Below are 23,828 nucleotides of genomic sequence, written 5' to 3' on the forward strand. Positions count from 1 at the left end.
CAGGAGAAAGCAATGAAAGCTTTGCTCGATCTATTCAAGCAAGTCCAGCAGGACGAACAGTTCGACGCGATCAAGATCGGTCTGGCTTCGCCGGACAAGATCCGTTCGTGGTCGTTCGGTGAAGTCAAGAAGCCGGAGACGATCAACTACCGGACGTTCAAGCCCGAGCGTGACGGCCTGTTCTGCGCAAAGATCTTCGGTCCGATCAAGGATTACGAATGCCTTTGCGGCAAGTACAAGCGCCTGAAGCACCGCGGCGTGATCTGCGAGAAGTGCGGCGTGGAAGTCACGCTGGCGAAGGTGCGCCGCGAGCGCATGGGCCACATCGAGCTGGCCTCGCCGGTCGCGCACATCTGGTTCCTGAAGTCGCTGCCGTCGCGTCTGGGCATGGTGCTCGACATGACGCTGCGCGACATCGAACGCGTGCTGTACTTCGAAGCGTATGTGGTCCTCGAACCGGGCATGACGCCGCTCAAGCGGTGCCAGATCATGACCGAGGAGGATTACTACAACAAGGTCGAGGAATACGGCGACGAGTTCCGTGCCGAGATGGGCGCGGAAGGCGTGCGCGAGCTGCTGCGCTCGATCGACATCGACCAGCAGGTCGAGCATCTGCGCGCCGAGCTGCAAGCCACGGGCTCGGAAGCGAAGATCAAGAAGTACGCCAAGCGCCTGAAGGTGCTCGAGGCTTTCCAGCGTTCGGGCATCAAGCCCGAGTGGATGGTGCTCGAAGTGCTGCCGGTGCTGCCGCCCGAGCTGCGCCCGCTGGTGCCGCTCGACGGTGGCCGCTTCGCGACCTCGGACCTGAACGATCTGTATCGCCGCGTCATCAACCGTAACAACCGTCTGAAGCGTCTGCTCGAGCTGAAGGCCCCGGATATCATCGTGCGCAACGAGAAGCGCATGCTGCAGGAATCCGTGGACTCGCTGCTCGACAACGGTCGTCGCGGTAAGGCGATGACCGGCGCGAACAAGCGCCCGCTCAAGTCGCTGGCCGACATGATCAAGGGCAAGAGCGGTCGTTTCCGTCAGAACCTGCTGGGTAAGCGTGTGGACTACTCGGGCCGTTCGGTGATTACCGTGGGCCCGACGCTCAAGCTGCATCAGTGCGGTCTGCCGAAGCTGATGGCACTCGAACTCTTCAAGCCGTTCATCTTCCACAAGCTGGAAGTGTTGGGCGTGGCCACGACCATCAAGGCCGCGAAGAAGGAAGTCGAGAACCAGACGGCGGTGGTGTGGGACATCCTCGAAGATGTGATCCGCGAACACCCGATCATGCTGAACCGCGCACCGACGCTGCACCGCCTGGGGATCCAGGCGTTCGAGCCGGTGCTGATCGAAGGCAAGGCCATCCAGCTTCACCCGCTGGTTTGCGCGGCGTTCAACGCCGACTTCGACGGTGACCAGATGGCCGTTCACGTGCCGCTGTCGCTCGAAGCGCAGATGGAAGCGCGTACCCTGATGCTGGCCTCGAACAACGTCTTGTTCCCGGCCAACGGCGATCCGTCGATCGTGCCGTCGCAGGATATCGTGCTGGGTCTGTACTACGCGACGCGCGACAAGATCAACGGCCGCGGCGAAGGCTTGTCGTTCATCGACGTGTCGGAAGTGCTGCGTGCGTACGACAACAAGGAAGTCGAACTGGCTTCGCGGGTGAACGTGCGTATCACGGAGTACACGGTCGATCCGGAAACAGGCGAGAAGACGCCGAAGATCACGCTGTACCCGACCACGGTCGGCCGCGCGATCCTGTCGGAAATCCTGCCGCCGGGCCTGCCGTTCTCGGTGCTGAACAAGTCGCTCAAGAAGAAGGAAATCTCGAAGCTGATCAACACGGCGTTCCGCCGCTGCGGTCTGCGCGAGACGGTGATTTTCGTCGACAAGCTGATGCAGTCGGGCTTCCGCCTGGCAACGCGTGCCGGTATCTCGATCTGCGTCGACGACATGCTCGTGCCGACGAAGAAGGAAGAGCTGATCGGCGAAGCGTCGAAGAAGGTCAAGGAATACGACCGTCAGTACATGTCGGGTCTGGTCACGGCGCAAGAGCGTTACAACAACGTCGTGGACATCTGGGGTGCAACCGGCGACGCCGTGGGCAAGGCGATGATGGAGCAGCTCTCGAAAGAGAAGACGACCGATCGCGACGGCAAAACGGTGGACCAGGAGTCGTTCAACTCGATTTACATGATGGCCGACTCCGGTGCTCGCGGTTCGAGCGCCCAGATTCGCCAGCTCGCCGGTATGCGTGGCCTGATGGCCAAGCCGGACGGCTCGATCATCGAGACGCCGATTACCGCGAACTTCCGCGAAGGCCTGAACGTGTTGCAGTACTTCATCTCGACCCACGGTGCACGTAAGGGTCTGGCCGACACGGCACTGAAGACGGCAAACTCGGGCTACCTGACGCGTCGTCTGGTCGACGTGACGCAGGATCTGGTCGTGGTCGAAGACGATTGCGGCACGAGCAACGGCGTGGCGATGAAGGCGCTGGTCGAGGGCGGTGAAGTGGTGGAAGCCCTGCGCGACCGTATCCTGGGTCGTGTGGCCGTGGCCGACGTCGTGAATCCGGAGACGCAAGAGACGGTGTACGAGGCCGGCACGCTGCTCGACGAAGATGCTGTCGAGATGATCGAGGCGCTGGGCGTCGACGAAGTGCGCGTGCGCACGCCGCTGACCTGCGATACGCGCTTCGGTCTGTGCGCTTCCTGTTACGGCCGTGACCTGGGCCGCGGCTCGCGTGTGAACGTCGGCGAAGCGGTCGGTGTGATCGCCGCACAGTCGATCGGTGAACCGGGCACGCAGCTCACGATGCGTACGTTCCACATCGGTGGTGCGGCGTCGCGTGCGGCCGTGGCTTCGTCGATCGAAGCCAAGTCGAACGGCACGGTTCGCTTCTCGGCAACCATGCGTTACGTGACCAACGGTCGCGGCGAACAGATCGCCATCTCGCGTTCGGGCGAAATCCTGATCACGGACGATCATGGTCGTGAGCGCGAGCGTCACAAGGTGCCGTATGGCGCCACGCTGCTGCATCTGGACGGCGCACAGGTCAAGGCCGGTGCCCAACTGGGGACGTGGGATCCGCTGACGCGCCCGATCATTACCGAACACGGCGGTTACGCCAGGTTCGAGAACGTCGAGGAAGGTGTGACGGTGGCCAAGCAGATCGACGATGTGACGGGTCTGTCCACGCTGGTCGTGATCGATCCGAAGCGTCGCGGTCCGGCGTCGAAGAACGTGCGTCCGCAGGTCAAGCTGCTCGACGAACATGGTGTGGAAGTGAAGATCCCGGGTACCGATCACGCTGTGACGATCGGTTTCCAGGTGGGCGCACTGATCACCATCAAGGACGGTCAGCAAGTGCCGGTGGGCGAAGTGCTCGCCCGTATCCCGACCGAAGCGCAGAAGACTCGCGATATTACCGGGGGTCTGCCGCGTGTGGCCGAGCTGTTCGAAGCGCGCGCACCGAAGGACGCCGGCATTCTGGCCGAAGTCACCGGTACCACGTCGTTCGGCAAGGACACGAAGGGCAAGCAGCGTCTGGTCATTACCGATCTCGACGGCAACCAGCACGAGTTCCTGATTCCGAAGGAAAAGCAGGTGCTGGTGCACGACGGCCAGGTGGTGAACAAGGGCGAAATGATCGTGGACGGCCCGGCCGACCCGCACGACATCCTGCGTCTGCAGGGTATCGAAGCGTTGGCGCGTTACATCGTGGACGAAGTGCAGGACGTGTATCGCTTGCAGGGTGTGAAGATCAACGACAAGCACATCGAGGTGATCGTTCGCCAGATGCTGCGTCGTGTGCAGATCACCGACAACGGCGATACGCGCTTCATCATCGGCGAACAGGTCGAGCGCTCGGACATGCTCTACGAGAACGACGCCATGAACGCCGCGGACAAGCGTCCGGCGCAGTACGAGAACGTGCTGTTGGGGATTACGAAGGCGTCGCTGTCGACGGATTCGTTCATCTCGGCGGCATCGTTCCAGGAAACGACGCGCGTGTTGACCGAAGCCGCGATCATGGGCAAGAAGGACGACCTGCGTGGCCTGAAGGAAAACGTCATCGTCGGCCGTCTGATCCCGGCAGGTACGGGTCTGGCGTATCACAAGGCCCGCAAGGCCCGCGAGACGTCGGATCGCGAGCGTCACGACCAGATTGCGCTGGAAGAGGCGTTTGCTCCGATGCCGAACTCGGTGGAAGAACCCACGGCAGAGTAATCTGGCGGGCGGCGCTGGCGAAAGCGGGCGCTGCCAACCGGATACGGACGTCGTAACGAAAACGGCACCCTTGCGGGTGCCGTTTTTTTTTACCTGCCGACCCTGCGGTGCTCAGAACCCGAAGTGGCCCTGCACGTAGACCATGCGCGGCGCGCCGACCATGCGGCCGGCATTGCCGTCGACGTTGCGCGTATAGAAGCGCTTGTCGAAGATGTTGTTCAAGCCCACGGTAACGTCGGCGTTCTTGTACCCGGGGATCTTGTACATCGCCTGCAGGTTCCACAGACGGAAGCCCGGCACCTTGCCAATGCTGCCGTCGGCCGATTCCGCTTCAGTGTTCGCCAGATCCGAGTACTGTGCGCTTTGGTGCGTCGTTGAGACATTGAACGTCCACTGGCCAATGTCGTAGCGCGCGCCGAGCGTGTCGGTGATGCGCGAGTAGAACGGCACGTCGAGACCGGCGGTGGCGCCCGACTTCTGGATTGCACGCGTGAACGTGAAGTTCGCGTACACGTTCAGGCCGCGCAGCACGCTGTCGCGATCGAAGGTGTAGTCGACCGCGGTTTCGATGCCATCGTGGTTCGTCGCGCCGATGTTCTGGAAGACGGCCGGGGTCGAGCCGGGCACTTGCAGGATCTGGTTGTCGAACTTCATCCTGAACGCCGTCAGCTCGGCTTTCCAGCGTGAGTCCGTCCAGCGTGTGCCGATCTCATAGGTGCGCGCCAGTTCCGGCTCCAGCGGGTTCGAGGCCGACATCGAATTCAACTGCGTGTTCTGTACCGGGCCGAACGACGTGCTGTAGTCCGCAAAGACCGTCCACGCGCTGTTCACCAGGTACGACAGATTCACCGATGGCAGCGGTTTGTTGTTGTCCGAGCGGAAGGTGCCGCCCGACGACTTGTCGACGCGCTGCGAATGGATGAACTCGTAACGCACGCCCGGCGTGAGTCGCCAATTGCCCCATGCCATGCGGTCGTCGAGGTAAAACGCGTTCGCGCTGGTGTAGTTGTAGAACGTCTTGGTGGCCGAGTTGCGCCCGGTCGCCAGCGTCGTGGTCCAGTTGTTGTCGTCGCCGCGCTCGTGCACATAGCGATAGCCAACGGTCACGTCGTGCGCGGTCGGGCCAACGAACAGGCGTTGCGTGAAGCGCGGCTCGATGCCGAACGTCTCGTAGTTGCGAGGCTGGTGCGTCGTCTGCGTGCCAGCGGCATTGATCAGCGTGCTCTGGCGATAGCTTTCGTTGTAGAACGTGCGGATCTCGAATTCCTGCGTCTCGGAGATCGTGTTCAGGTAGCCGGCATCGAGGCCGGTGCGGTTGCCGCTCCAGTAGTCGTTCGGCCGTGTGTTCTGGAACGGATCGGCATTGAATTGCGCGACGCTCAGGCCGCCGGGCGTCTTCGACTTCACGTCGTAATACGAGACTTTGCCGTACACCTGCTGACTCGACGAGATGTCATAGCGCCATTTCAGTGCGAGGTCGTTCACGCGCTCGTCGCTGCCCTTGCGCCAGTCGCGGCCGACCATGCCCGAATACAGCAGTGCGAGGCCCAGGCCGTTATCCATCTGTGTGCCAAGGAACACGCCGTATTGAGTGTTGGCGCCACCCCCGGTGGTGTAGAGGTTCTCACGCACGGTGGCGTCGGCGGTGAGGCCTGGCGTGCTCGGAATGGCGCGCGTCTTGAAGTTGATCACCCCGCCGACGTTCTGCGGCCCATAGCGCACGGCTCCGCCGCTGCGCACCACGTCGATGCTGTCGATGTTGAAAAGGCTGACCGGCGCAAACGACAATTGCGGTTGACCGTAAGGCGCAACGGCCATCGGAATGCCGTCGAGCAACACCGTCGAACGCGGCGTATAACGGCCAGTGAGACCGCGCACGCCAATGTTCAGCGAGATGGCGCTGCCCGCGGTGCCTGAGTTGTCGCTCGCCTGCACGCCGGGAATGCGACGCATGACATCGCCGACGCTCGTCGCACCGGACGCCTCGATCTGTGCCTTCTTGACGACCGTACGTGCGCCGGGGAAGGTCTTCGCGCTGCTGTCGAGACCGGTCCCGAGCCAGTCGCCGGAGACGTTGACCGCGTCGAGTTCAACCTCGGCCCCAGATTGCGCGGTCGAGGTGGCCTGCTGCGCGTACGCGGTGCCCAGCGTTGCCACGAGCAGCGCGGCGGCGCTCGCCGTGGTGCGCGGCAGACGAGGACGAGACGCACAGCGGCGAACGTGGGGACAGCGGGTGGCGTCGGTTGCCGCGTGTGCATGGCGGCGAAGGGACATCTTCATCTTGGCGGGCCTTATGGAGGGCGAGCGTGTGGCGAACCCGGGCGCTGGCCGGAAGGACGGGCACCAACGTTCGGTTCGGATCGCGTAATGGACTGAAATAAAGTGATGCGAATTATAAATACAAATCACTCTCATTTCCAATTTGTATTGAGGATTTCGCGCTGATCCGGAGGGATTTGTCGGGGTGTGATTATCCAGTTTTGCTTATCAATGACCCAAAATCGATTGATTGTCGATGGGGGCGGCGTCCGCAAGAATAGAAACTCATGACCGACAAAGGCACCCCATCCGCAATGGGCGGTGCCGTGGAGACAACCCAATGCCGATGCTCGACGCCGCGACCTGTCAGGCCCTTGCTTGTGAGCTGCACGATGCTGAACGCCGTCGCACGCCGGTCAGGCAGTTCTCCCGCCGCTATCCCGAGATGACGGTGGCCGACAGCTACGCCATTGCGCAGGCGTGGCTTGCGCTGAAGTTCGCCGAAGGCCGTCGCGTGATCGGTCACAAGATCGGATTGACGTCGCGTGCCATGCAAGTCGCCGCCCAGATCACGGAACCCGATCACGGCACGCTGCTCGACGACATGCTCGTGGCCGATGGCGCGACGCTCGACGCCTCGCGGTTCATCGTGCCGCGACTCGAAGTGGAGTTGGCGTTCATTCTGGCCAAACCGCTCAAGGGGCCCGGGGTGACCTTGTTCGACGTGCTCGACGCCACCGGGTGGGTGACCCCCGCGCTCGAATTGATCGATGGTCGCATCGAGCTGTTCGACCGCGAGACGAAAGCCCCGCGCAAGGTCGTCGACACGATTGCGGACAACGCGGCAAATGCGGCGGTGATTCTCGGCGGACGTCCGGTGAAGCCGGACGCCGTCGATTTGCGCTGGACGGGCGCGCTGCTCTATCGAAATGGCATGATCGAAGAGTCGGGCCTGAGTGCAGCGGTGCTCAACCATCCCGGCAATGGCATTGTGTGGCTGGCCAACAAGCTGGGCGCCTTTGACGAAGGACTTCAAGCAGGCGAGATCGTGTTGGCCGGGTCGTTCACGCGACCGGTGGCCTGTGCGGCGGGCGACGTGTTTCACGCCGACTACGGCCCGCTCGGCGCGATCGGCGTGCGCTTCATCTGATGGGGCGATTGCCACCCGTTTGCCGCCGTTTGCCGCCGATTGCCCCTCACGTATCCACAACTGACCGGAGTCGATGTCATGAAAACACCCCCGAATGCCTTCAAGCAGGCGCTGGCCCGAGGCGAGCGCCAGATTGGCCTGTGGTTGGGACTCGCCGCGCCGTACGCCGCCGAGTTGTGCGCGGGCAGCGGCTTTGACTGGCTGGTGATCGACGGCGAGCACGCGCCGAACGATCTGCGCACGATGCTGGCGACGTTGCAGGCGGTAGCGTCGTACCCGACGCACCCCGTCGTGCGATTGCCGCACGGTGACGCCGCGCTCATCAAGCAGGTGCTGGAAATCGGTGCGACGACGCTGCTCGTGCCGATGGTCGAGTCCGCCGAGATGGCGCGCGCGCTCGTCAGCGCCACGCACTATCCACCGCAAGGCACGCGCGGCGTCGGCAGCGGATTGGCGCGGTCTTCGCGGTGGAACCGCTACGACGATTATCTGCACGCGGCGAACGCGACGACCTGCCTGCTCGTGCAGGTGGAGACGGCCGACGCGCTCGCGCAAGTCGACGACATTGCCGCCGTCGATGGCGTCGACGGCGTGTTCATCGGCCCGGCAGATCTCGCAGCATCGATGGGGCATCTCGGACACGCGACGCATCCGGACGTGCGTCAGGCCATCGAGCACGGCATTGCACGAATCCGTCGCGCGGGCAAGGCGGCAGGGATCCTGTGTGCCGACGAGACGCTCGCCCGTCACTACCTCGATCTTGGCGTGACCTTCATGGCGGTGGGCATTGACACCACCCTGCTCGCGAACGCGAGCCGTGCGCTCGCAGCCAAATTCGTCTCCGCCGACGACGAAAGGCCCTGAACGGTTCACAAGACCTCGGGCGCGTTCCCCAACCGTTCCCCAACATTCCCCACGAGACATGGCATGAGTGCTACCCGTTTTGAGGTCGCCGGCGTATCCGTTTCGCCGGATCACTATATCGATGGCCGCCGTGTGACGTCCGACGACACATTCACGTGCGTGTCGCCTATCGACCAGACCGGTCTGGGCGAGATCGCCAGCGGTAACGCCGCGCACGTCGATGCCGCGGTGACATCGGCGGCACAGGCATTCCCCGCATGGGCGGCGCTCGGTGCAGCGGGACGGTTGCCGTATCTCCAGCGATTCGCCGACGCGATCGGGCATCGTGCCGATGCGTTTGCCACGTTGGAGAGCGTCGATGCCGGGGTGCTGCGCTCGCGCATGGCGCATGGCGTGGTCCCGCGCGCCATGCAAAACATCACCTGGTTCGCCGAGCATGCAATGACGTTGCAGGACCGCGTGATCGAGACGCCCCAGGCGCGCCATCTCGTGCGTCACGATCCGGCGGGCGTCGTCGCGGTGATCACGCCATGGAATGCGCCGCTGATGCTCGCGACATGGAAGATCGGCCCGGCCTTGGCGTCGGGCAACACGGTGGTGCTCAAGGCGCCGGAGTGGGCGCCGCTCACGTCCTCATTGCTTGCGGACTGTGCCCACGAGGCGGGGCTGCCGCCGGGTGTGTTTCAACTGCTGCAAGGCCAGGGGAGCCTGACCGGGGCGGCGCTGGTGAACGACGCTCGGCTGGCGCGCATCTCGTTCACCGGCTCGGTCGCGACCGCCAAGTGGATCGCCACGACGGCGGCGGCCAATCTTGTGCCTTGCAGTCTGGAACTGGGTGGAAAGTCGGCCTTCATTGTGCTGGCGGACGCTGAACTCGACGCGGCCGCCGCGACCGCCGCGTTGATGTATCGCAACGCCGGGCAGGTGTGTCTGGCGGGCACGCGCCTGCTCGTGCATGCGGACGTGGCGCGTGCGTTCACCGACAAGCTGCGCGCGCAGGTCGAGCGTCTGGTCGTGGGAGATCCGCGCGACGGGGCGACCGAGATCGGTCCGATCATCCACTTGCGGCAACTCGAGCGCGTGCAGGGCTTTGTTGACCGGGCCGTGGCCGGGGGCGCGCGCGTGTTGTGGGGCGGCACGCGGCATCCGTTCGGCACACAGTACTTCGCGCCGACGCTGCTCACCGACCTGTGCCAGCACGACGAGATCGTGCAGCAGGAAGTCTTCGGCCCGGTGCTCACGCTGCAAACGTTCGCCAGCGACGACGAGGTTGTCGACATGGCCAACGGCACGGACTACGGACTCGGGGGCGTCTGCTATGGCGACGAGGCGCATGCCATCGCCTTGGCGCAGCGCGTTCGTACGGGCTTTCTCTGGATCAACAGTTTCGGCATTCGCGATCTGGCGGCGCCGTTCGGCGGCATCAAGCGTTCCGGCATCGGACGAGAAGGCGGCGACTGGAGCTTCGAATTCTTTTGCGACGTGAAGGATGTCGTCGTGCCAAAACAGCCGTTCAAGGCCAGCTTCAGCCACCGCTGATGCGCAAGCGGCATCACAACGAGAGAAGAGGAGAGCGCTATGGGACAGATCGTCGGCGCGGCGTTGGTGTCGCATCACCCCGGCCTGATGCAATGTGAAGAATTCCGCGTGATGCAGGGCGCGGGCGCCGATTCGGACTTGATCCCCGGTTACGCACGGGTGCGTGAGCGCATCGTGGCGGCGCGTCCGGACGTCATTGTGATTTTCGACTCGCACTGGTTCACCACCGGTTACCACCTGATCGACGGCGGGACGCACTATTCGGGGATGTACGTCTCCGATGAAATGCCGTGGTATCTGCATGGCGTGCCGTACGACTATCGTGGTCATCCGGAACTGGCGCTGAGTGTTGACGCCGTGGCGCGCGAGCGCGGCGTGCGCGCCCGCGCCGTGTTGCATCCCGACCTGCCGCGCCATTACCCGACGATCAACGTCATCAAGCAGATGCGGCTCGACGCGTGGCCGATCGTGACCATCAGTTCGTGTCAGAACTGCGAGCCCTCGCACTTCCTGCAATCGGGCGAGGTGATCGGCGAGGCGATTCGTCGTAGTCCTCTGCGCGTGGTGATGCTGGCGTCCGGCGCGTTGAGTCACCGGTTCAACGGTATCGACTGGAAGCCCAACCATCCGCGCATCTTTCACGAGAGTAATGTGTCGCTCCCCGAGAACATCGAAAGCGACAAGCGTGCCATCGAGGCGTTTCGGGAAGGGCGTCACGACCGGATTCTGGCGAACTGGGACGACGACTATCGCAAGCGTCCGTGGGAAGCGCACGGCGCACACTATCTGCAGATGGTCGGGGCGCTGGGCGGTGCGGCAAGCCGCCATCCGGGCACGGTGCTGTCCGACTATGAGAACGCGCGCGGCACCGGCAACGTGCATATCTGGTTCGATACGATCTGACGGGGCGAGACCATGGACTTCGAATTTCCGCTGCGCGAATTGCCTGCCGTGATGCGCGGACCGCGCGTCGAGCGCCGTCGCGTCTTGCTGGGCGGCAGTGCGTTCTGGGGCACGATCGTCGAGGAAGGCAATGAGCGCGGGCTGCTGCGGCTCGACGACGGGCGTACGGTCGATCCGCAGGCGCTGGTGCACCTGCCACCGGTGGATCCGTCAAAGATCCTCGCCGTGCATATCTCCTATCGCTCGCGTAGCATGGAGACACGCAACCGGCCCAAGCCGACCGATACGCCGACCTACTTCACCAAGCCGCCGACTTCGCTCAATGGGCACGACGGCCAGATCCTCAAGCCCGCGGATTGCCGCTATCTGAACTACGAGGGCGAGTACGCCGTGGTGATCGGGCGTACGTGCCGCAATGTGCTGCCCGATGAGGCGTGGGATTACATTGAAGGGTTCTGTCCGGCGCTGGACATGGGCTTGCAGGATTTTCGCGACACGGATCAGGGGTCGATGCTGCGAGTGAAGGGGGCCGACACGCTGTTGCCGATCGGGCCGGGCATCGTGCGCGGCGTGAACCTGTTCGAGCAGACGTTGCGCACGTATCGCAACGGACGCGTCGTGCAGGAAGCGCACATTGGTGACGAGACGATCTGGGGGCCGCACTATGTGATCGCGGACATTGCACGGCATATCACGCTGATGCCGGGCGACGTGATACTGATGGGCACGCCCTGCCATTCCCGCTCCGTGGACGTGGGGGATCGGGTGGCATGCGAGATCACCGGACTCGGGCGACTGGCCGGGCAGGTTGTGGGCATCGACGCACCGCGTGCAGCGGTGCTGGGCGTGGGACACCCGCCGCTCGACAGTCCCGAAGTGCGCCGTGTGGCGCTGGGGTTTGATGAACGCGTGCCGGAGCGATTCAAGGAAAACTATCGCCTCGCGGCACAACGACAGGAGTAAAGGGATGAAGGTGACGATCATTGGCGCGGGCGCGATCGGCGGCTTGCTCGGGATGCGACTGGCGGCGGCGGGTGAGGCACAGGTGAGCGCGCTGGCGCGCGGTGCGACGCTGGCGGCGCTGCGTGAGCATGGCTGGCGCGTGAAGCAGGGTGAGACGTTGACGGGGGCGCCCGTGAGCGCGGCGCACCCGTTGGAAGACGCGGGCAAGCTCGGCGTGCAGGATCTGGTCATCATCGCGGTGAAGGGGCCGGCGCTCACGCAGATCGCGACGGCCATCGGACCGTTGCTCGGCCCGCAGACACTGGTGTTGCCTGCGATGAACGGCGTGCCGTGGTGGTTCTGCAAAGGCGTGGCGCCGTTTGGCGACGACCGGCTGACGAGCGTCGATCCGCAGGGCGCGATCGGCGCGGCGATTCCGCTGGCCAACGTGATCGGTTGCGTGGTGCACGCGAGTGCGGCGACATCGGCGCCGGGTCTGGTCGATCACAAGATGGGCTACGGGCTCATCGTCGGCGAGCCGGGCGGCGGGGCGAGCGAGCGCGTGCAGCGACTCGCTGGGGTGCTGACGCGGGCGGGTTTCGACGTCAAGGCGTCGGACGATGTGCGTCTCGATATCTGGTACAAGCTGTGGGGCAACCTGACGATGAACCCGGTTTCGGCGATCACGGGTGCGACCATCGACCGGCTACTGGACGACCCGCTCGTGCGCGCATTCTGCTCGGCGGCGATGCGTGAAGCGGCGGCGATTGGGGCGAGGATCGGCTGCGCGATCGAGCAGTCGCCCGAGGACCGGCATGCGGTGACGGCGAAGCTGGGGGCGTTCAAGTCGTCGATGCTCCAGGATGTGGAGGCGCACCGTCCCATCGAACTCGACGCGCTGGTGAGCGTGGTGCGCGAGATCGGTCAGCGCGTGTCGGTTCCCACGCCGAACATCGATGCACTGCTCGGCCTGACTCGTTTGTTCGGGCGAGTGCATGGCCTGTATCCGCAGTGATTCGTGCGTTTGGGCTGGCGTCGGCGTTCGACCATGCGGGGCGCGCTCCAATGGGGACGATTTGAAAATCGATGGTGGGCGACACGCGTCTACGGGACCATCCATCGATTCCCGTCTATTCGCAAGCGACACTTGACCATCGATACGACATGCCCCTGACCCGCGTCACGCTACGCCAGTTCGAAGCGCTGGTGGCGATTGCCGAACTGCATAGCTTCGCCGAGGCGGGCAATCGCCTTGGGCTCACCTCGTCGGCCGTGAGCCAACTGATTGCCGAACTCGAATCGATCCTCGGCTTTCGTCTCTTCGATCGCACGACGCGGCGCGTGGCGCTCTCCAGTGCAGGGCGCGATTTCCTCGCGTCGGCGGAGTCGGTGATTCGACATGTGCAGGCGGCCGAGAAGTCGGCGGACGACTTGCGCAACCGCGCGGCTGGCATCGTGCGCGTCGGCGCACCGCTGGTGCTCGCGAGCCTGGCGCTGCCCGCCGCCATTCGCGCTTACGCCGACCTGCGGCCCAAGGTCGTGGTGCGGGTGGTCGATACGCCCGTCGATGCGCTCGTCGATCATGTGGCCAACGGCGATCTCGATCTGGCGATCGGGCCCAATCGCGCGACGGGCGCGCATGTGGCGGGGACGCCGGTGTTCGACAGTCCCTGGGTGTTGTGGTGTGCGCCGGACCATGCGCTCGCCCGCCATCGTCGTGTGCGCTGGGCGGACCTGCGCGATACGCCGCTCGTGGCCGCGGGACGCGATCACGAACGCAGTGTCGCGCAGATGCGCTCGTCCGCGCCGCCCGACGCGCGCATTACCCCCATCGACGTGGTTGATAACGTGACGACCGCGCTCGGCGTCGCGTCGCAAGGGCTGGCCGCCACCCTGACGCCCGGCTACGTGGCGGCGCTCGCGCCGCCGTTCGGCCTGGTGATGCGGCGCGTCGTCTCGCCTGAGACGATTCGCCAGGTCTGCGTGTATCGGCCGCTCTCGCGCGCAGCCTCGCCGGCCGCCGAGGGTTTCGCGCAGTTTCTGCTGGCGTGGCTGCCGCAATGGAATGAAAAGATCCTGGCGACGTCAGGGGATTGATGCGATCGTCTTCGCCCGCCCAGCCCCGACAATCCCAGGCGCCTGACGGGCAGTCGTGTCACGGTTAATGTCGCTCAAATATCGATAATCATACCGAAGTGAATGGCGCATGGCAGGCGAGGTGCCGTGAAGATATCGGTCCTGTCAGCGGCGCTTGGCGTCGAGTCGCGGTGATGGCGACGGCAATGCGGCGAGATCCTCGTTCAACTGCGCGCGTAACGTTGCAATGGCTGCCGTGGTGTCGGCGGGTTTCAACTCCTCGCGCGCGATGGCGTCGCGCAAATGATGCCGCAGCATCGGGTCGCGCGTTTGCGAGAGCGTCTCGCGATAGAACGGCAGGACGTTTTCGGGATGACCGCCGACGCGGTACCAATGTGCAATCTCCTCGATGGTATGAATGGCCGCGAAGGCGATGGCTGCCTCACCCCGCAGACTTGGGCCGCCGACGTGGGGTGCCATGCCTGGCGGAAGCGACGGCATATCATCCGCGTCGCGCATGCGGGGGTTGTGGCGCGCGTTGGCCGCCGGTGATGCGCTCTGGGCTCGCGCGGCGCTCGGCAAAGTGTCGGCCGCGGCAACGCCGGTGGCCGTCAATGCCAGCGACAGTGCAAAGGCGTTGATGGTCTTTCGCGTTGCAATATGTATCATATGGATTCCGTATTAAAGCGTTCGCATGAATATCGAACGCCTGTGGCAAGCGTAACGTGCGTTGGCCGATCGTCCCGGGGACGGTAACGACATGTAAGGGGCGTCCCGGACGATGGCGCGGTGATGAGGCGGCGTATCCACGAAGCAACGAAACCACCAAGCGTGACGGAGTGCGCTCAACGTGATTGGGCGGTTCGGGTTCGGTCATCGAAACGCTGCGCCGCACCACGCGTGCGATACCGGGTGAACGGGCAGCGCACTGCGCCAGTTCACGTGCGTGTTGCAGCCGCTCCGCCTTGCGCGGCGGGCATCGAGGTGCGCTGTTGGCGAGCGCAAAAGTGCCTATACTGATTCGGCCTGACTGCGCGCGGTCGCGTGAGCGTGTTGCCCCCCGATCCCTGCGGGGGCCCGGTGGTTGCCGTGCGCAGGCATTTCCCCTTTTTTGATGGAGCAACTTCCGTGTCGAACAGTCAATGGATCCGTGTCGAAACCGTGGACGGCGCTTTCGATGCTTATCTCGCATTGCCGCCGTCGGGTCAGACCGCAAAGGCGCCGGGCGTCGTGCTGGTGCAGGAAATCTTCGGCGTGAACGAACACATTCGCGGTGTGGCCGATCAATATGCGATGGATGGCTATGTGGTGCTCGCGCCGGACATCTTCTGGCGTGCCGCGCCGCGCGTCGAACTCGGCTACTCGGGCGACGATTGGGCGCGTGCGATGGAACTGCGACAGTCGATCGACGTCGAGAAGGCGGTGACGGATATCGAAGCGACGGCCAGGGCGCTGCGCGGCAAGCTTGACGGTGGTGCGAAGATCGCCGCCGTTGGCTATTGCTTTGGCGGACTGCTGTCGTATCTGAGCGCCGCACGTGGGCAGGTCGACGCCGCCGTGCCGTATTACGGTGGCGGCATTCACAACTATCTGGGCGAAGCGGCCCAGCTGAACGTGCCAGTGCAGTTCCACTTCGGCGCGCTCGACAGCCACATCACGCCGGAAATCGTAGCGTCGGTGAGCGAGGCGGTGAAGTCGCGCCCGAACACCGAAGTGTTCGTGTATCCCAATGCCGACCACGGTTTCAACTGCTGGGCGCGCGCTTCGTATCATCAGCCGGCGGCGGCACTCGCTCATGGCCGTACGCTCGAGTTCCTCGCGAAGTCGTTGTCGAAGTAGGTGTTGTCCGTCGTTGCTTCGACGGCAAGAAGCCCGCTTCGGCGGGCTTCGTCGTTTTCGGTCACGGGATCGCGGGCGGCGTCCGTGCGGTGGTCATCCGCTAAAAAAGCCCGTCGCCGAAGCGACGGGCAAAGTCCTGTGCGTTGAACCACTACGCACAGCGACAGGAGTCTGAGGCCGCGACGGACCCGAGATCACAGTGAGCGCCAGCGAAGGCTGGCGCGTCGTTATGCGCAGAACGCGCGCCGGGCCGCGGCCCTCTTTGAGAGGCCCGCAGCCCGGCGAATTACATTAGGAACCGAAATAAGTCGTGCCGGCGCGTTGCTGAGCGCCGACCGAACCCATCGTGATCGAGGCGCTGGCCGCCGTCGGTTGGGCGCTCGGCGCAGCCTTCGGGTACACGGCGTCGTGTTGGACAACGAGACCGGCCTGTTGGGCTTGGATCAGTTCCTGGCGTACCTGGGCGCGGCTCAGCACGCTGGTCTGCGGCACCCACGAGAATTCCGAAGGACCGTCGAAGGCGTCGCTGGCGAAAGCCGAACCGGCCGAGAGGGCCAGCATTGCGGAAACCAGGGCAGAGGTAATAAGGGTGCGTTGCATGATGTTTTCTCCTGTCTTTTGAAAGAGGCGATGTGTTATTCATCGTCGACAGTTGAAGTGTATTGCTGCAACATTTGCCGATAAAGACGAGTTTGTGTAAGCAATAATTGCTAAATTCGAAACAATCAATCGAAACGTCGAGGAGACTCCCGATGCTCTATCTGTGGATCAAGGCCATCCATCTGATTGCAGTGATCACGTTTATCGCCGGGTTGGTGGCGATGGCGTTGGGCGGGCGCCTGGCGCAGCCCGAGTGGCGGCGCATCGCGCGGCGGGCGGATTACGGACTGGCATCGCCCGCGCTGATCGTCGTGTGGATTACCGGTCCGGCGTTGGCCATCATGGCGCACTGGTGGAGCGCGCCGTGGCTCATGGCCAAGTTGGTTCTGGTGGCGATCGTCTCGGGATTGCACGGCCGCTTGTCCGCCACGCTCAGGCGGCTCGAGCGCGATGGCGCGACAACATCCCCGGCGCTGTTTCGGCGCGCGCTCCCCGTCACGCTGGTCTCGATGGCCGTGATTGTCTCGCTCGTGATCGTCAAGCCATTTTGAGCCGTGTGGGCTTTGCGCCGACGCGTGCCTGGGATTCGGCTTGGTGGGCAGGGATGCCCGGTGTTACGCTGGCGACATCGCCAAAGAACGACCCAAATTTCGCCCTTGAAACGCCTGGTGCCGATGCCGATTACAAATGGGGTGCCCCTTGAATTTCAGGGCCAGGACCGCCCCGTCGGCGCGTTGGCGAAAGACTACCCGGAAGGCTTCGTCGTGGGCCCTCACAGCCACCGGCGCGCGCAACTGATGTATGCGAGTGCCGGCATTCTCGAAGTGCGCACCAATACGTCGCTTTGGGTAATACCGCCGCAACGCGCGCTGTGGATTCCGGGCGAAGTCACGCATGAGGTTCGCATGCGGGGCCGCGTCGAGATGCGCACGATCTACGTCGACGTGGCACGATGCGGCGTGTCGGCGCCCGACCTGCCCGTGGTCATCGGGGTGTCCGCCCTGCTGCGTGAGTTGATTTTGCGTGCGATGACGCTCCCCGCCGATTGGTCGCCCGACGGCAAGGACGCGCTCGTCATGGCGCTCCTGCTCCACGAGCTGGAATGGAGGAGCGAGTCGCCGCTGCATTTGCAGGTGCCGCGCGACGCTCGTCTGCGCAAGATCTTCGACATTTACCTGAACACGCCGGCGGATCCCCGCAGCCTGCAAGACTGGGCGCTCGACGTCGGCGCATCGAGCCGCACGCTGGAGCGGCGCTTCATGACAGAGTTCGGCTTGCCGTTCCGGGAGTGGCGTCAGCACATGCGTCTGCTCGGCGCGCTGCCGATGCTGGGGGCGGGGCGGTCCATCACGCAGGTGGCGCTCGAAGTCGGTTATGACACCCCGAGCGCGTTTTCCACCATGTTCCGCCGCTTCATGGGCGTGACGCCAAGCGAATACCTGACGCGCGCCCGCGGCCCGGCGTGAGCCAGTGCATGGCATCCCACATGTCGTCGTAGACGGGCACGCCTTCGGCATACAGCGGCGAGCGCGAGCGCCGCGAACCGATCCCGACGAAATCGATGCCGAGACGGCGCGCCACTTTCAGATCCCACATCCCATCGCCGATCGAGACCGTCGCGCGCGGATTCGTGATGCCATAGCCGGCCTGCGCCCGCTTGATCGCCTCGGCGACGAGCTGTTCGCGCGAACTGTACTCGGAGGAGGTGACGAGCATCGCGTCGGTGTATTCGATGGCGACGGCGCGCAGCTTCCGGTGGCTGACCTGCCGGATGCCGCCGGTGGCGAATACCACACCCCATCGCGAGCGATGGGCCGCGTCGACGAAGGCTCGGGCGCCAGGGATCTCGGCCAGGCCGTGGGCGTTGAGCAGGGCGGTGAAGCGCTCGTCGATCTCATGCTCGAAGCGCGCCAGATCGTGCGGCTGCGGCAGCGCGCGTCCGTGCTCGGCGTGGGCATGAATGAGAATGCCGGTGTCCGTGTGATGCGGGTAGCTGCCCCAGTCGGTGTTCAGGCCTTCGAAGGCCAGCGACGTCATGGCGCCGAGCAACGCGCGCTGGTGAATTCGCTCCGAATCGGTCAGAGTGCCGTCGACATCGAGCACCAGGATGCTGTCTTTTTCGAAACTCGCCTGCATGGCTGATAGTGGGCTCGCGTCAGGGCAGGAGGAGTCGCTGCCGAAGCCTCTGAGTGTACGAATTCGCCCCTCTGTGAAAAACGCGCCGGATGACATCGGCTACGCCGGAAGCGACAGGCGGCGCTGCGAGATTTGATAGGGGGCGCGGATTCCGCGGGACGACAGGACGGCCGATCCTGTGCGCGCCGGGCAATGCGGTGGCCGGATCAGCCGAAGCGAGGGCGTCCCAGCGCACGGTATTGCCTGTCCAGACGCTCAAGTGCCGCGAGGGCTTGTGCGATCTCGGCGACCGAGGGTTGTCGATTGCGCGGCAACGGAGCCGGCGCCGGGGCGACGTCAGCCTGCGATGGCACCTCGGGCTGGGCCGAGGCTTGCGCTAGGGGAGGCGTCTGTAAGGCCGCGGTCGTTCGGGGAGGGGCTGCCGGCGGGCACGCCTGTTGGCGGACGTGGCGATGTGATTCCGGCGCGAGCCGCTCGCGCGTCTCGCCGAGGGCGAAGTCGCGGTAGCGTTGATGACCGTCATGAAGCCACTCGGCCAGCGTGTGCACGATGTCGCCGCCCGGCGCTACCGCGCGCATCTGCAGGCGAGTGGCCTGAAAGTACTCCGGGATGTCGCCGAAGATGGCGTGCAGGTGTCCGTCGGCGTGCGCGCGCGGATCCTGCCGAATCCGCTCCACGGTATTCGGTGTGGCCAGCGAGACGAGAAGCGTGTGGACAGCGTCGCCGATCGGGAGCCGGATGTAGACGCCAAGCATGGCGTCGCGTACCTCCGGGGCGCCGGTGACGCGCCGGGCGGGCGGGGCCGCGAACGGTGCCATGACATGGTGGCGCCGAGCTTCCTGCTCACTCGTCAGCGTGCGCACAAATGTGACCCGCGGCATCTCGAGGTAGACGTCGGCGCGGCGCAGCAGGCGTTGCACACTCGGGGACATCTGGCGAAGGCTGTGGTTGATCCGCCGCTCGATCGCCGGGACGGAAAATTTCCCCTGCGACTCGGCCGCGAACGTGTCGGAAAAGACTTGTTCCAGCGCCTGCGTGTCGCGCCCGTCGTGCGTGAGCGCGGCGCGGACCGTTGCCGGGAGCGACCCTTCACAGCCCGCCAGCATCAGGCGGCTGGCACTGACGTCGACGTTGGCGTCCGGCGTTAGGTCGAGCAGGCAATTCTCGCTGTCGTTGCGGCTGCCGACCACGCATACCGGGCGCACGTCCTTCAGTCGCTCCGCAAAGATCCGTGCACGGGTCGTAGGGGGTTGCGACCAGTCGAAGGCGGTACCCGTGGCGCTAGCATCCAGGCGGCATGGCTTGTCATGCTGGGCGCTGGTCGAGACCGGTGCCGACGCGATCCGTCTGAGATCGGTCGTCATGCCTTGCTCGGGCGCGGCCGGGTACGGTGATGGAATCCCGTTCGACAAGGCCAGGGCGGTCGTGAGCCATTCTCCAATCGCAAAATACATCGCTGTCACTCCGGTTGATGTCGCGGGACGTTTCTCGTGGTGACCCGGAGTATTCCCGCTGCGAAGAATCCATTTGTCGCGTCGGAGCACCAACGTTTGCAGTTTGGCACACGCTAGGACAGTTGCTCTAACGGCCACGCCGCCTGGCTGCGCCGGCAATGCATGCCAACGCGTTAACAATCAACGACTTACGGGGCGAATTCGCGCGCAAGTGCATTGACACTTGCCTCGGCCACAGGTATAGTCGCAGGCTCCGGTTTTTCCGGCGGTACGCGCGTGTCCAATGCAAAATGCTTATGCATCAAGCGTTTAGATGCGGGCAATCCGCAAGAGCAGCCGGGAAGTGCGCAGTAAATCTGCATGACGGCCCGCCTTGGTTTTCATGCTTTTGACACATTTAGGAAATCACAATGCCAACGATTAACCAATTGGTCCGCAAGCCGCGCACCTCTGCTCAAATCAAGAGCAAGAGCCCGGCCCTGCAGGACTGCCCGCAGCGTCGCGGCGTGTGCACTCGTGTGTACACGACGACGCCGAAGAAGCCGAACTCCGCTCTGCGTAAGGTTGCCAAGGTGCGCCTGACCAACGGTTTCGAAGTCATTTCGTACATCGGCGGTGAAGGCCACAACCTGCAGGAACACTCGGTCGTGCTGATTCGCGGCGGTCGTGTGAAGGACTTGCCGGGTGTGCGCTATCACATGGTGCGCGGTAGCCTCGACACGCAAGGCGTCAAGGACCGTAAGCAGGCCCGTTCGAAGTACGGCGCGAAGCGTCCGAAGGCCTAAGCGGCTGGTCGGATATACGTTCGGTGATGGTCGTATATCGTCACTGAGTAAGTGGTCACTCGGCCCGAAAGTGGCTAGTAGGTGGCCTGGAGCAAAGCTCCAACTGAATTCATTAAGGAAGAAATCATGCCGCGTCGTCGCGAAGTCCCCAAGCGCGAAGTGTTGCCCGATCCGAAGTTCGGCAACGTTGAAGTCGCTAAATTCATGAACGTGCTCATGCTTGCCGGCAAGAAGTCGGTGGCAGAGCGCATCGTTTATGGTGCTTTCGAGCAGATCCAAACCAAGGCGGGCAAGGATCCGCTGGAAGTCTTCAACACGGCTCTCGGTAACGTGAAGCCGGTGGTTGAAGTCAAGAGCCGCCGTGTTGGCGGTGCAAACTATCAGGTTCCGGTCGAAGTGCGTCCGTCGCGTCGTATGGCATTGGCGATGCGTTGGTTGCGTGAGGCCGCGAAAAAGCGTAGCGAGAAGTCGATGGCCCTGCGCCTGGCAGGTGAGCTGATCGAGGCCTCGGAAGGCCGTGGCGGCGCCATGAAGAAGCGTGACGAAGTTCACCGCATGGCCGAAGCCAACAAGGCATTCTCGCACTTCCGCTTCTGACGCTGGCAAGCAGTACCTAGAGCAGAAACCGGGGCGGGTGCGCATGAGAAATTGCGCCTCGCCCGTTTGTGTTAGTAGCCCCCTCAAAAATGGCGGCTACATTGAAAGAGGCTTAAAGTGGCTCGTACAACCCCTATCGAGCGCTACCGCAACATCGGTATTAGCGCTCACATCGACGCAGGTAAGACCACGACGACCGAGCGCATTTTGTTCTACACCGGTGTGAACCACAAGATCGGTGAAGTGCACGATGGCGCCGCGACGATGGACTGGATGGAGCAGGAACAAGAGCGTGGCATTACGATTACGTCGGCTGCCACGACCTGCTTCTGGTCCGGCATGGCGAACAATTACCAGAAGCACCGCATCAACATCATCGACACCCCGGGTCACGTCGACTTCACGATTGAAGTCGAGCGCTCGATGCGTGTTCTCGATGGCGCGTGCATGGTCTACTGTGCCGTGGGTGGCGTGCAGCCCCAGTCGGAAACCGTTTGGCGTCAGGCCAACAAGTACGGTGTGCCGCGTCTGGCGTTCGTCAACAAGATGGACCGTACCGGCGCGAACTTCTTCAAGGTCTACGACCAGTTGAAGACTCGCCTGAAGGCCAATCCGGTGCCGGTGGTGGTGCCGATCGGCGCGGAAGAAAGCTTCAAGGGCGTGGTCGACCTCATCAAGATGAAGGCGATCATTTGGGACGAAGCATCGCAAGGCATGAAGTTCGACTACGTCGACATTCCGGCCGAGCTGCAAGCGGAAGCCCAGAAGTGGCGCGAAGGCATGGTCGAGGCGGCTGCCGAATCGAGCGAAGACCTGATGAACAAGTATCTGGAAGAGGGCAACCTCTCCGAGGCTGAGATCATCGACGGTCTGCGCACGCGTACCATCGCTTGCGAAATCCAGCCGATGCTGTGCGGTACCGCGTTCAAGAACAAGGGTGTGCAGCGTATGCTGGACGCCGTGATCGACTTCCTGCCGTCGCCGGTCGATATTCCGCCGGTCAAGGGTACGGACGACAAGGAACAGCCGATCGAGCGTCGTGCGGCGGATGACGAGAAGTTCTCGTCGCTGGCGTTCAAGATCATGACCGACCCGTTCGTTGGCCAGCTGATCTTCTTCCGCGTCTACTCGGGCGTCGTGAACAAGGGCGACACGCTGCTGAACTCGGTCAAGGGCAAGAAGGAACGCCTGGGCCGTATCGTGCAGATGCACGCGAACCAGCGCGAAGAAATCGACGAAGTGCGCGCAGGCGACATCGCCGCAGCCGTCGGTTTGAAGGATGCGACCACGGGTGACACGCTGTGCGACCCGACCGCCCCGATCGTGCTCGAGCGCATGGTGTTCCCGGAGCCGGTGATTTCGCAGGCTGTCGAGCCGAAGACCAAGGTCGACCAGGAAAAGATGGGCCTCGCCCTGAACCGCCTGGCGCAGGAAGACCCGTCGTTCCGCGTGCAGACCGATGAAGAATCGGGTCAGACCATCATTTCGGGGATGGGCGAGCTCCACCTCGAAATTCTGGTTGACCGTATGAAGCGCGAATTCGGCGTGGAAGCCAACATCGGCGCACCGCAGGTTGCCTACCGCGAAACCATTCGCAAGTCGGCAGCGGACGTCGAAGGCAAGTTCGTCAAGCAGTCGGGCGGTCGCGGCCAGTTCGGTCACGCTGTCATCACGCTGGAGCCGAACGAGCAAGGCAAGGGCTACGAGTTCTTCGACGAGATCAAGGGTGGTGTCATTCCTCGCGAATACATCCCGGCGGTCGACAAGGGGATTCAGGACACGCTCAAGAGCGGCGTTCTGGCCGGCTTCCCGGTGGTCGACGTCAAGGTTCGCCTGACGTTCGGTTCGTACCACGATGTGGACTCGAACGAAAACGCGTTCCGCATGGCCGGTTCGATGGCTTTCAAGGAAGCCATGCGCCGCGCCAGCCCGGTCATTCTCGAGCCGATGATGGCCGTGGAAGTGGAAACGCCGGAAGACTACATGGGTAACGTGATGGGCGACTTGTCGTCGCGTCGCGGCATTATCCAGGGCATGGACGACATGGTCGGCGGCGGCAAGATCGTGCGCGCCGAAGTTCCGCTGTCGGAAATGTTCGGCTACTCGACATCGCTGCGCTCGGCCACGCAAGGCCGCGCCACGTACACGATGGAGTTCAAGCACTACGCTGAAGCTCCGAAGAACGTGAGCGAAGCCATCATCAGCAACAAGAACAAGTAATTGAATTGCCGGGTGTCCGTATCATGCGATACCGCACCCGGCGCACTGTTTAATCGTCTATTCAGTATCTGAGGATTCGGAAATGGCAAAGGAAAAATTCACGCGGAACAAGCCGCACGTGAACGTTGGTACCATCGGTCACGTTGACCACGGCAAGACCACGCTGACGGCCGCTATCGCAACGGTTCTGTCGTCGAAGTTCGGCGGCGAAGCCAAGAACTACGCCGACATTGACGCGGC

At 63.5% G+C, this 23,828-nt stretch carries 20 protein-coding genes; 15 read left to right on the forward strand and 5 right to left on the reverse strand.

What is annotated here, in order from left to right:
* The first annotated feature begins 12 nt into the window (after positions 1-12).
* Positions 13-4,224 carry a DNA-directed RNA polymerase subunit beta' gene (rpoC, locus tag PTE31013_RS24220; RefSeq protein WP_150615165.1) on the forward strand — a complete coding sequence of 1,404 codons (4,212 nt, stop codon included), beginning with the start codon at positions 13-15 and terminating at the stop codon, positions 4,222-4,224.
* A 111-nt stretch (positions 4,225-4,335) separates the two neighbouring features.
* On the opposite strand, the gene PTE31013_RS24225 is transcribed toward rpoC, so the two are convergent.
* Positions 4,336-6,504 carry a TonB-dependent receptor family protein gene (locus PTE31013_RS24225; protein ID WP_150615166.1) on the reverse strand — a complete coding sequence of 723 codons (2,169 nt, stop codon included), beginning with the start codon at positions 6,502-6,504 and terminating at the stop codon, positions 4,336-4,338.
* 325 nt (positions 6,505-6,829) lie between these two features.
* On the opposite strand from PTE31013_RS24225, the gene hpaH reads away from it, so the two are divergent.
* The 7 genes from hpaH (at position 6,830) to PTE31013_RS24260 (ending at position 13,978) form a co-directional block, all read left to right on the forward strand.
* On the forward strand, positions 6,830-7,633 hold the full coding sequence (gene hpaH / locus PTE31013_RS24230; RefSeq protein WP_150615181.1) for a 2-oxo-hept-4-ene-1,7-dioate hydratase: 804 nt from the start codon (positions 6,830-6,832) through the stop codon (positions 7,631-7,633).
* 78 nt (positions 7,634-7,711) lie between these two features.
* A complete protein-coding gene (gene hpaI, locus PTE31013_RS24235) occupies positions 7,712-8,497 on the forward strand; it encodes a 4-hydroxy-2-oxoheptanedioate aldolase (protein WP_150615167.1) in 786 nt (261 codons plus the stop codon).
* 63 nt (positions 8,498-8,560) lie between these two features.
* Entirely contained in the window at positions 8,561-10,036 is a 1,476-nt protein-coding gene (locus PTE31013_RS24240) for an aldehyde dehydrogenase family protein (protein ID WP_150615168.1), read from the forward strand.
* A gap of 39 nt (positions 10,037-10,075) precedes the next feature.
* A complete protein-coding gene (locus PTE31013_RS24245; protein ID WP_150615169.1) occupies positions 10,076-10,939 on the forward strand; it encodes a DODA-type extradiol aromatic ring-opening family dioxygenase in 864 nt (287 codons plus the stop codon).
* A 12-nt stretch (positions 10,940-10,951) separates the two neighbouring features.
* Entirely contained in the window at positions 10,952-11,902 is a 951-nt protein-coding gene (locus tag PTE31013_RS24250) for a fumarylacetoacetate hydrolase family protein (protein ID WP_150615170.1), read from the forward strand.
* Positions 11,903-11,906: 4 nt separating this feature from the next.
* Positions 11,907-12,896, forward strand: a complete 990-nt coding sequence (locus tag PTE31013_RS24255) for a 2-dehydropantoate 2-reductase (protein ID WP_150615171.1) — start codon at positions 11,907-11,909, stop codon at positions 12,894-12,896.
* Positions 12,897-13,045: 149 nt separating this feature from the next.
* Positions 13,046-13,978 carry a LysR family transcriptional regulator gene (locus PTE31013_RS24260; RefSeq protein ID WP_150615172.1) on the forward strand — a complete coding sequence of 311 codons (933 nt, stop codon included), beginning with the start codon at positions 13,046-13,048 and terminating at the stop codon, positions 13,976-13,978.
* Between the two features lie 144 nt (positions 13,979-14,122).
* Here PTE31013_RS24260 and PTE31013_RS24265 read toward each other — a convergent pair whose 3' ends face one another.
* The gene (locus tag PTE31013_RS24265; RefSeq protein ID WP_150615173.1) at positions 14,123-14,626 is read right to left on the reverse strand and encodes a hypothetical protein; all 504 of its coding nucleotides are present in this window, start codon (positions 14,624-14,626) and stop codon (positions 14,123-14,125) included.
* 459 nt (positions 14,627-15,085) lie between these two features.
* Here PTE31013_RS24265 and PTE31013_RS24270 point away from each other — a divergent pair, with 459 nt between their 5' ends.
* Positions 15,086-15,796 (forward strand): dienelactone hydrolase family protein, encoded by a 711-nt coding sequence (locus PTE31013_RS24270; protein ID WP_150615174.1) that lies wholly within the window; start codon positions 15,086-15,088, stop codon positions 15,794-15,796.
* Between the two features lie 291 nt (positions 15,797-16,087).
* Here PTE31013_RS24270 and PTE31013_RS24275 read toward each other — a convergent pair whose 3' ends face one another.
* Positions 16,088-16,396 carry a DUF4148 domain-containing protein gene (locus tag PTE31013_RS24275; protein ID WP_150615175.1) on the reverse strand — a complete coding sequence of 103 codons (309 nt, stop codon included), beginning with the start codon at positions 16,394-16,396 and terminating at the stop codon, positions 16,088-16,090.
* 152 nt (positions 16,397-16,548) lie between these two features.
* On the opposite strand from PTE31013_RS24275, the gene PTE31013_RS24280 reads away from it, so the two are divergent.
* Together PTE31013_RS24280 and PTE31013_RS24285 are read left to right on the forward strand one after the other, a co-directional pair.
* Positions 16,549-16,947, forward strand: coding sequence for a CopD family protein (locus PTE31013_RS24280; RefSeq protein WP_150615176.1), 399 nt, complete (start codon positions 16,549-16,551; stop codon positions 16,945-16,947).
* Positions 16,948-17,070: 123 nt separating this feature from the next.
* Positions 17,071-17,862 carry an AraC family transcriptional regulator gene (locus PTE31013_RS24285; protein ID WP_150615177.1) on the forward strand — a complete coding sequence of 264 codons (792 nt, stop codon included), beginning with the start codon at positions 17,071-17,073 and terminating at the stop codon, positions 17,860-17,862.
* On the opposite strand, the gene PTE31013_RS24290 is transcribed toward PTE31013_RS24285, so the two are convergent.
* Both PTE31013_RS24290 and PTE31013_RS24295 read right to left on the reverse strand, forming a co-directional pair.
* Positions 17,810-18,532, reverse strand: coding sequence for an HAD family hydrolase (locus tag PTE31013_RS24290; RefSeq protein WP_150615178.1), 723 nt, complete (start codon positions 18,530-18,532; stop codon positions 17,810-17,812). The two genes, PTE31013_RS24285 and PTE31013_RS24290, sit on opposite strands and share 53 nt — an antisense overlap.
* A 206-nt stretch (positions 18,533-18,738) precedes the next feature.
* Positions 18,739-19,986 (reverse strand): hypothetical protein, encoded by a 1,248-nt coding sequence (locus tag PTE31013_RS24295; protein ID WP_150615179.1) that lies wholly within the window; start codon positions 19,984-19,986, stop codon positions 18,739-18,741.
* A 410-nt stretch (positions 19,987-20,396) separates the two neighbouring features.
* Between PTE31013_RS24295 and rpsL the strand changes: the two genes are divergently transcribed.
* The 4 genes from rpsL to PTE31013_RS24315 form a co-directional block, all read left to right on the forward strand.
* Positions 20,397-20,771, forward strand: coding sequence for a 30S ribosomal protein S12 (gene rpsL / locus PTE31013_RS24300; protein WP_010804142.1), 375 nt, complete (start codon positions 20,397-20,399; stop codon positions 20,769-20,771).
* 126 nt (positions 20,772-20,897) lie between these two features.
* Complete coding sequence (gene rpsG, locus PTE31013_RS24305; RefSeq protein ID WP_023593821.1) at positions 20,898-21,368, forward strand: 30S ribosomal protein S7; 471 nt, start codon at positions 20,898-20,900, stop codon at positions 21,366-21,368.
* 117 nt (positions 21,369-21,485) lie between these two features.
* Positions 21,486-23,588 (forward strand): elongation factor G, encoded by a 2,103-nt coding sequence (gene fusA, locus PTE31013_RS24310; protein ID WP_150615180.1) that lies wholly within the window; start codon positions 21,486-21,488, stop codon positions 23,586-23,588.
* Between the two features lie 82 nt (positions 23,589-23,670).
* Positions 23,671-23,828, forward strand: a 158-nt coding sequence (locus tag PTE31013_RS24315) for a GTP-binding protein (protein WP_246174903.1), incomplete at its 3' end; no start/stop codon positions are given.

It is taken from the genome of Pandoraea terrigena (genome assembly GCF_902459705.1).
Classification (GTDB): Bacteria; Pseudomonadota; Gammaproteobacteria; order Burkholderiales; family Burkholderiaceae; genus Pandoraea; species Pandoraea terrigena.

Excerpts from the sequence above, each read along its gene's own strand:
- PTE31013_RS24240 (WP_150615168.1), top strand. The coding sequence starts at position 8,561 with ATGAGTGCTACCCGTTTTGAGGTCGCCGGCGTATCCGTTTCGCCGGAT.
- rpsL (WP_010804142.1), top strand. The coding sequence starts at position 20,397 with ATGCCAACGATTAACCAATTGGTCCGCAAGCCGCGCACCTCTGCTCAA.
- rpsG (WP_023593821.1), top strand. The coding sequence starts at position 20,898 with ATGCCGCGTCGTCGCGAAGTCCCCAAGCGCGAAGTGTTGCCCGATCCG.
- PTE31013_RS24250 (WP_150615170.1), top strand. The coding sequence starts at position 10,952 with ATGGACTTCGAATTTCCGCTGCGCGAATTGCCTGCCGTGATGCGCGGA.
- PTE31013_RS24280 (WP_150615176.1), top strand. The coding sequence starts at position 16,549 with ATGCTCTATCTGTGGATCAAGGCCATCCATCTGATTGCAGTGATCACG.
- hpaI (WP_150615167.1), top strand. The coding sequence starts at position 7,712 with ATGAAAACACCCCCGAATGCCTTCAAGCAGGCGCTGGCCCGAGGCGAG.
- PTE31013_RS24275 (WP_150615175.1), bottom strand. The coding sequence starts at position 16,396 with ATGCAACGCACCCTTATTACCTCTGCCCTGGTTTCCGCAATGCTGGCC.
- PTE31013_RS24245 (WP_150615169.1), top strand. The coding sequence starts at position 10,076 with ATGGGACAGATCGTCGGCGCGGCGTTGGTGTCGCATCACCCCGGCCTG.
- PTE31013_RS24290 (WP_150615178.1), bottom strand. The coding sequence starts at position 18,532 with ATGCAGGCGAGTTTCGAAAAAGACAGCATCCTGGTGCTCGATGTCGAC.
- hpaH (WP_150615181.1), top strand. The coding sequence starts at position 6,830 with ATGCTCGACGCCGCGACCTGTCAGGCCCTTGCTTGTGAGCTGCACGAT.
- PTE31013_RS24255 (WP_150615171.1), top strand. The coding sequence starts at position 11,907 with ATGAAGGTGACGATCATTGGCGCGGGCGCGATCGGCGGCTTGCTCGGG.
- PTE31013_RS24265 (WP_150615173.1), bottom strand. The coding sequence starts at position 14,626 with ATGATACATATTGCAACGCGAAAGACCATCAACGCCTTTGCACTGTCG.
- PTE31013_RS24225 (WP_150615166.1), bottom strand. The coding sequence starts at position 6,504 with ATGAAGATGTCCCTTCGCCGCCATGCACACGCGGCAACCGACGCCACC.
- rpoC (WP_150615165.1), top strand. The coding sequence starts at position 13 with ATGAAAGCTTTGCTCGATCTATTCAAGCAAGTCCAGCAGGACGAACAG.
- PTE31013_RS24295 (WP_150615179.1), bottom strand. The coding sequence starts at position 19,986 with ATGTATTTTGCGATTGGAGAATGGCTCACGACCGCCCTGGCCTTGTCG.
- PTE31013_RS24285 (WP_150615177.1), top strand. The coding sequence starts at position 17,071 with ATGCCGATTACAAATGGGGTGCCCCTTGAATTTCAGGGCCAGGACCGC.
- PTE31013_RS24260 (WP_150615172.1), top strand. The coding sequence starts at position 13,046 with ATGCCCCTGACCCGCGTCACGCTACGCCAGTTCGAAGCGCTGGTGGCG.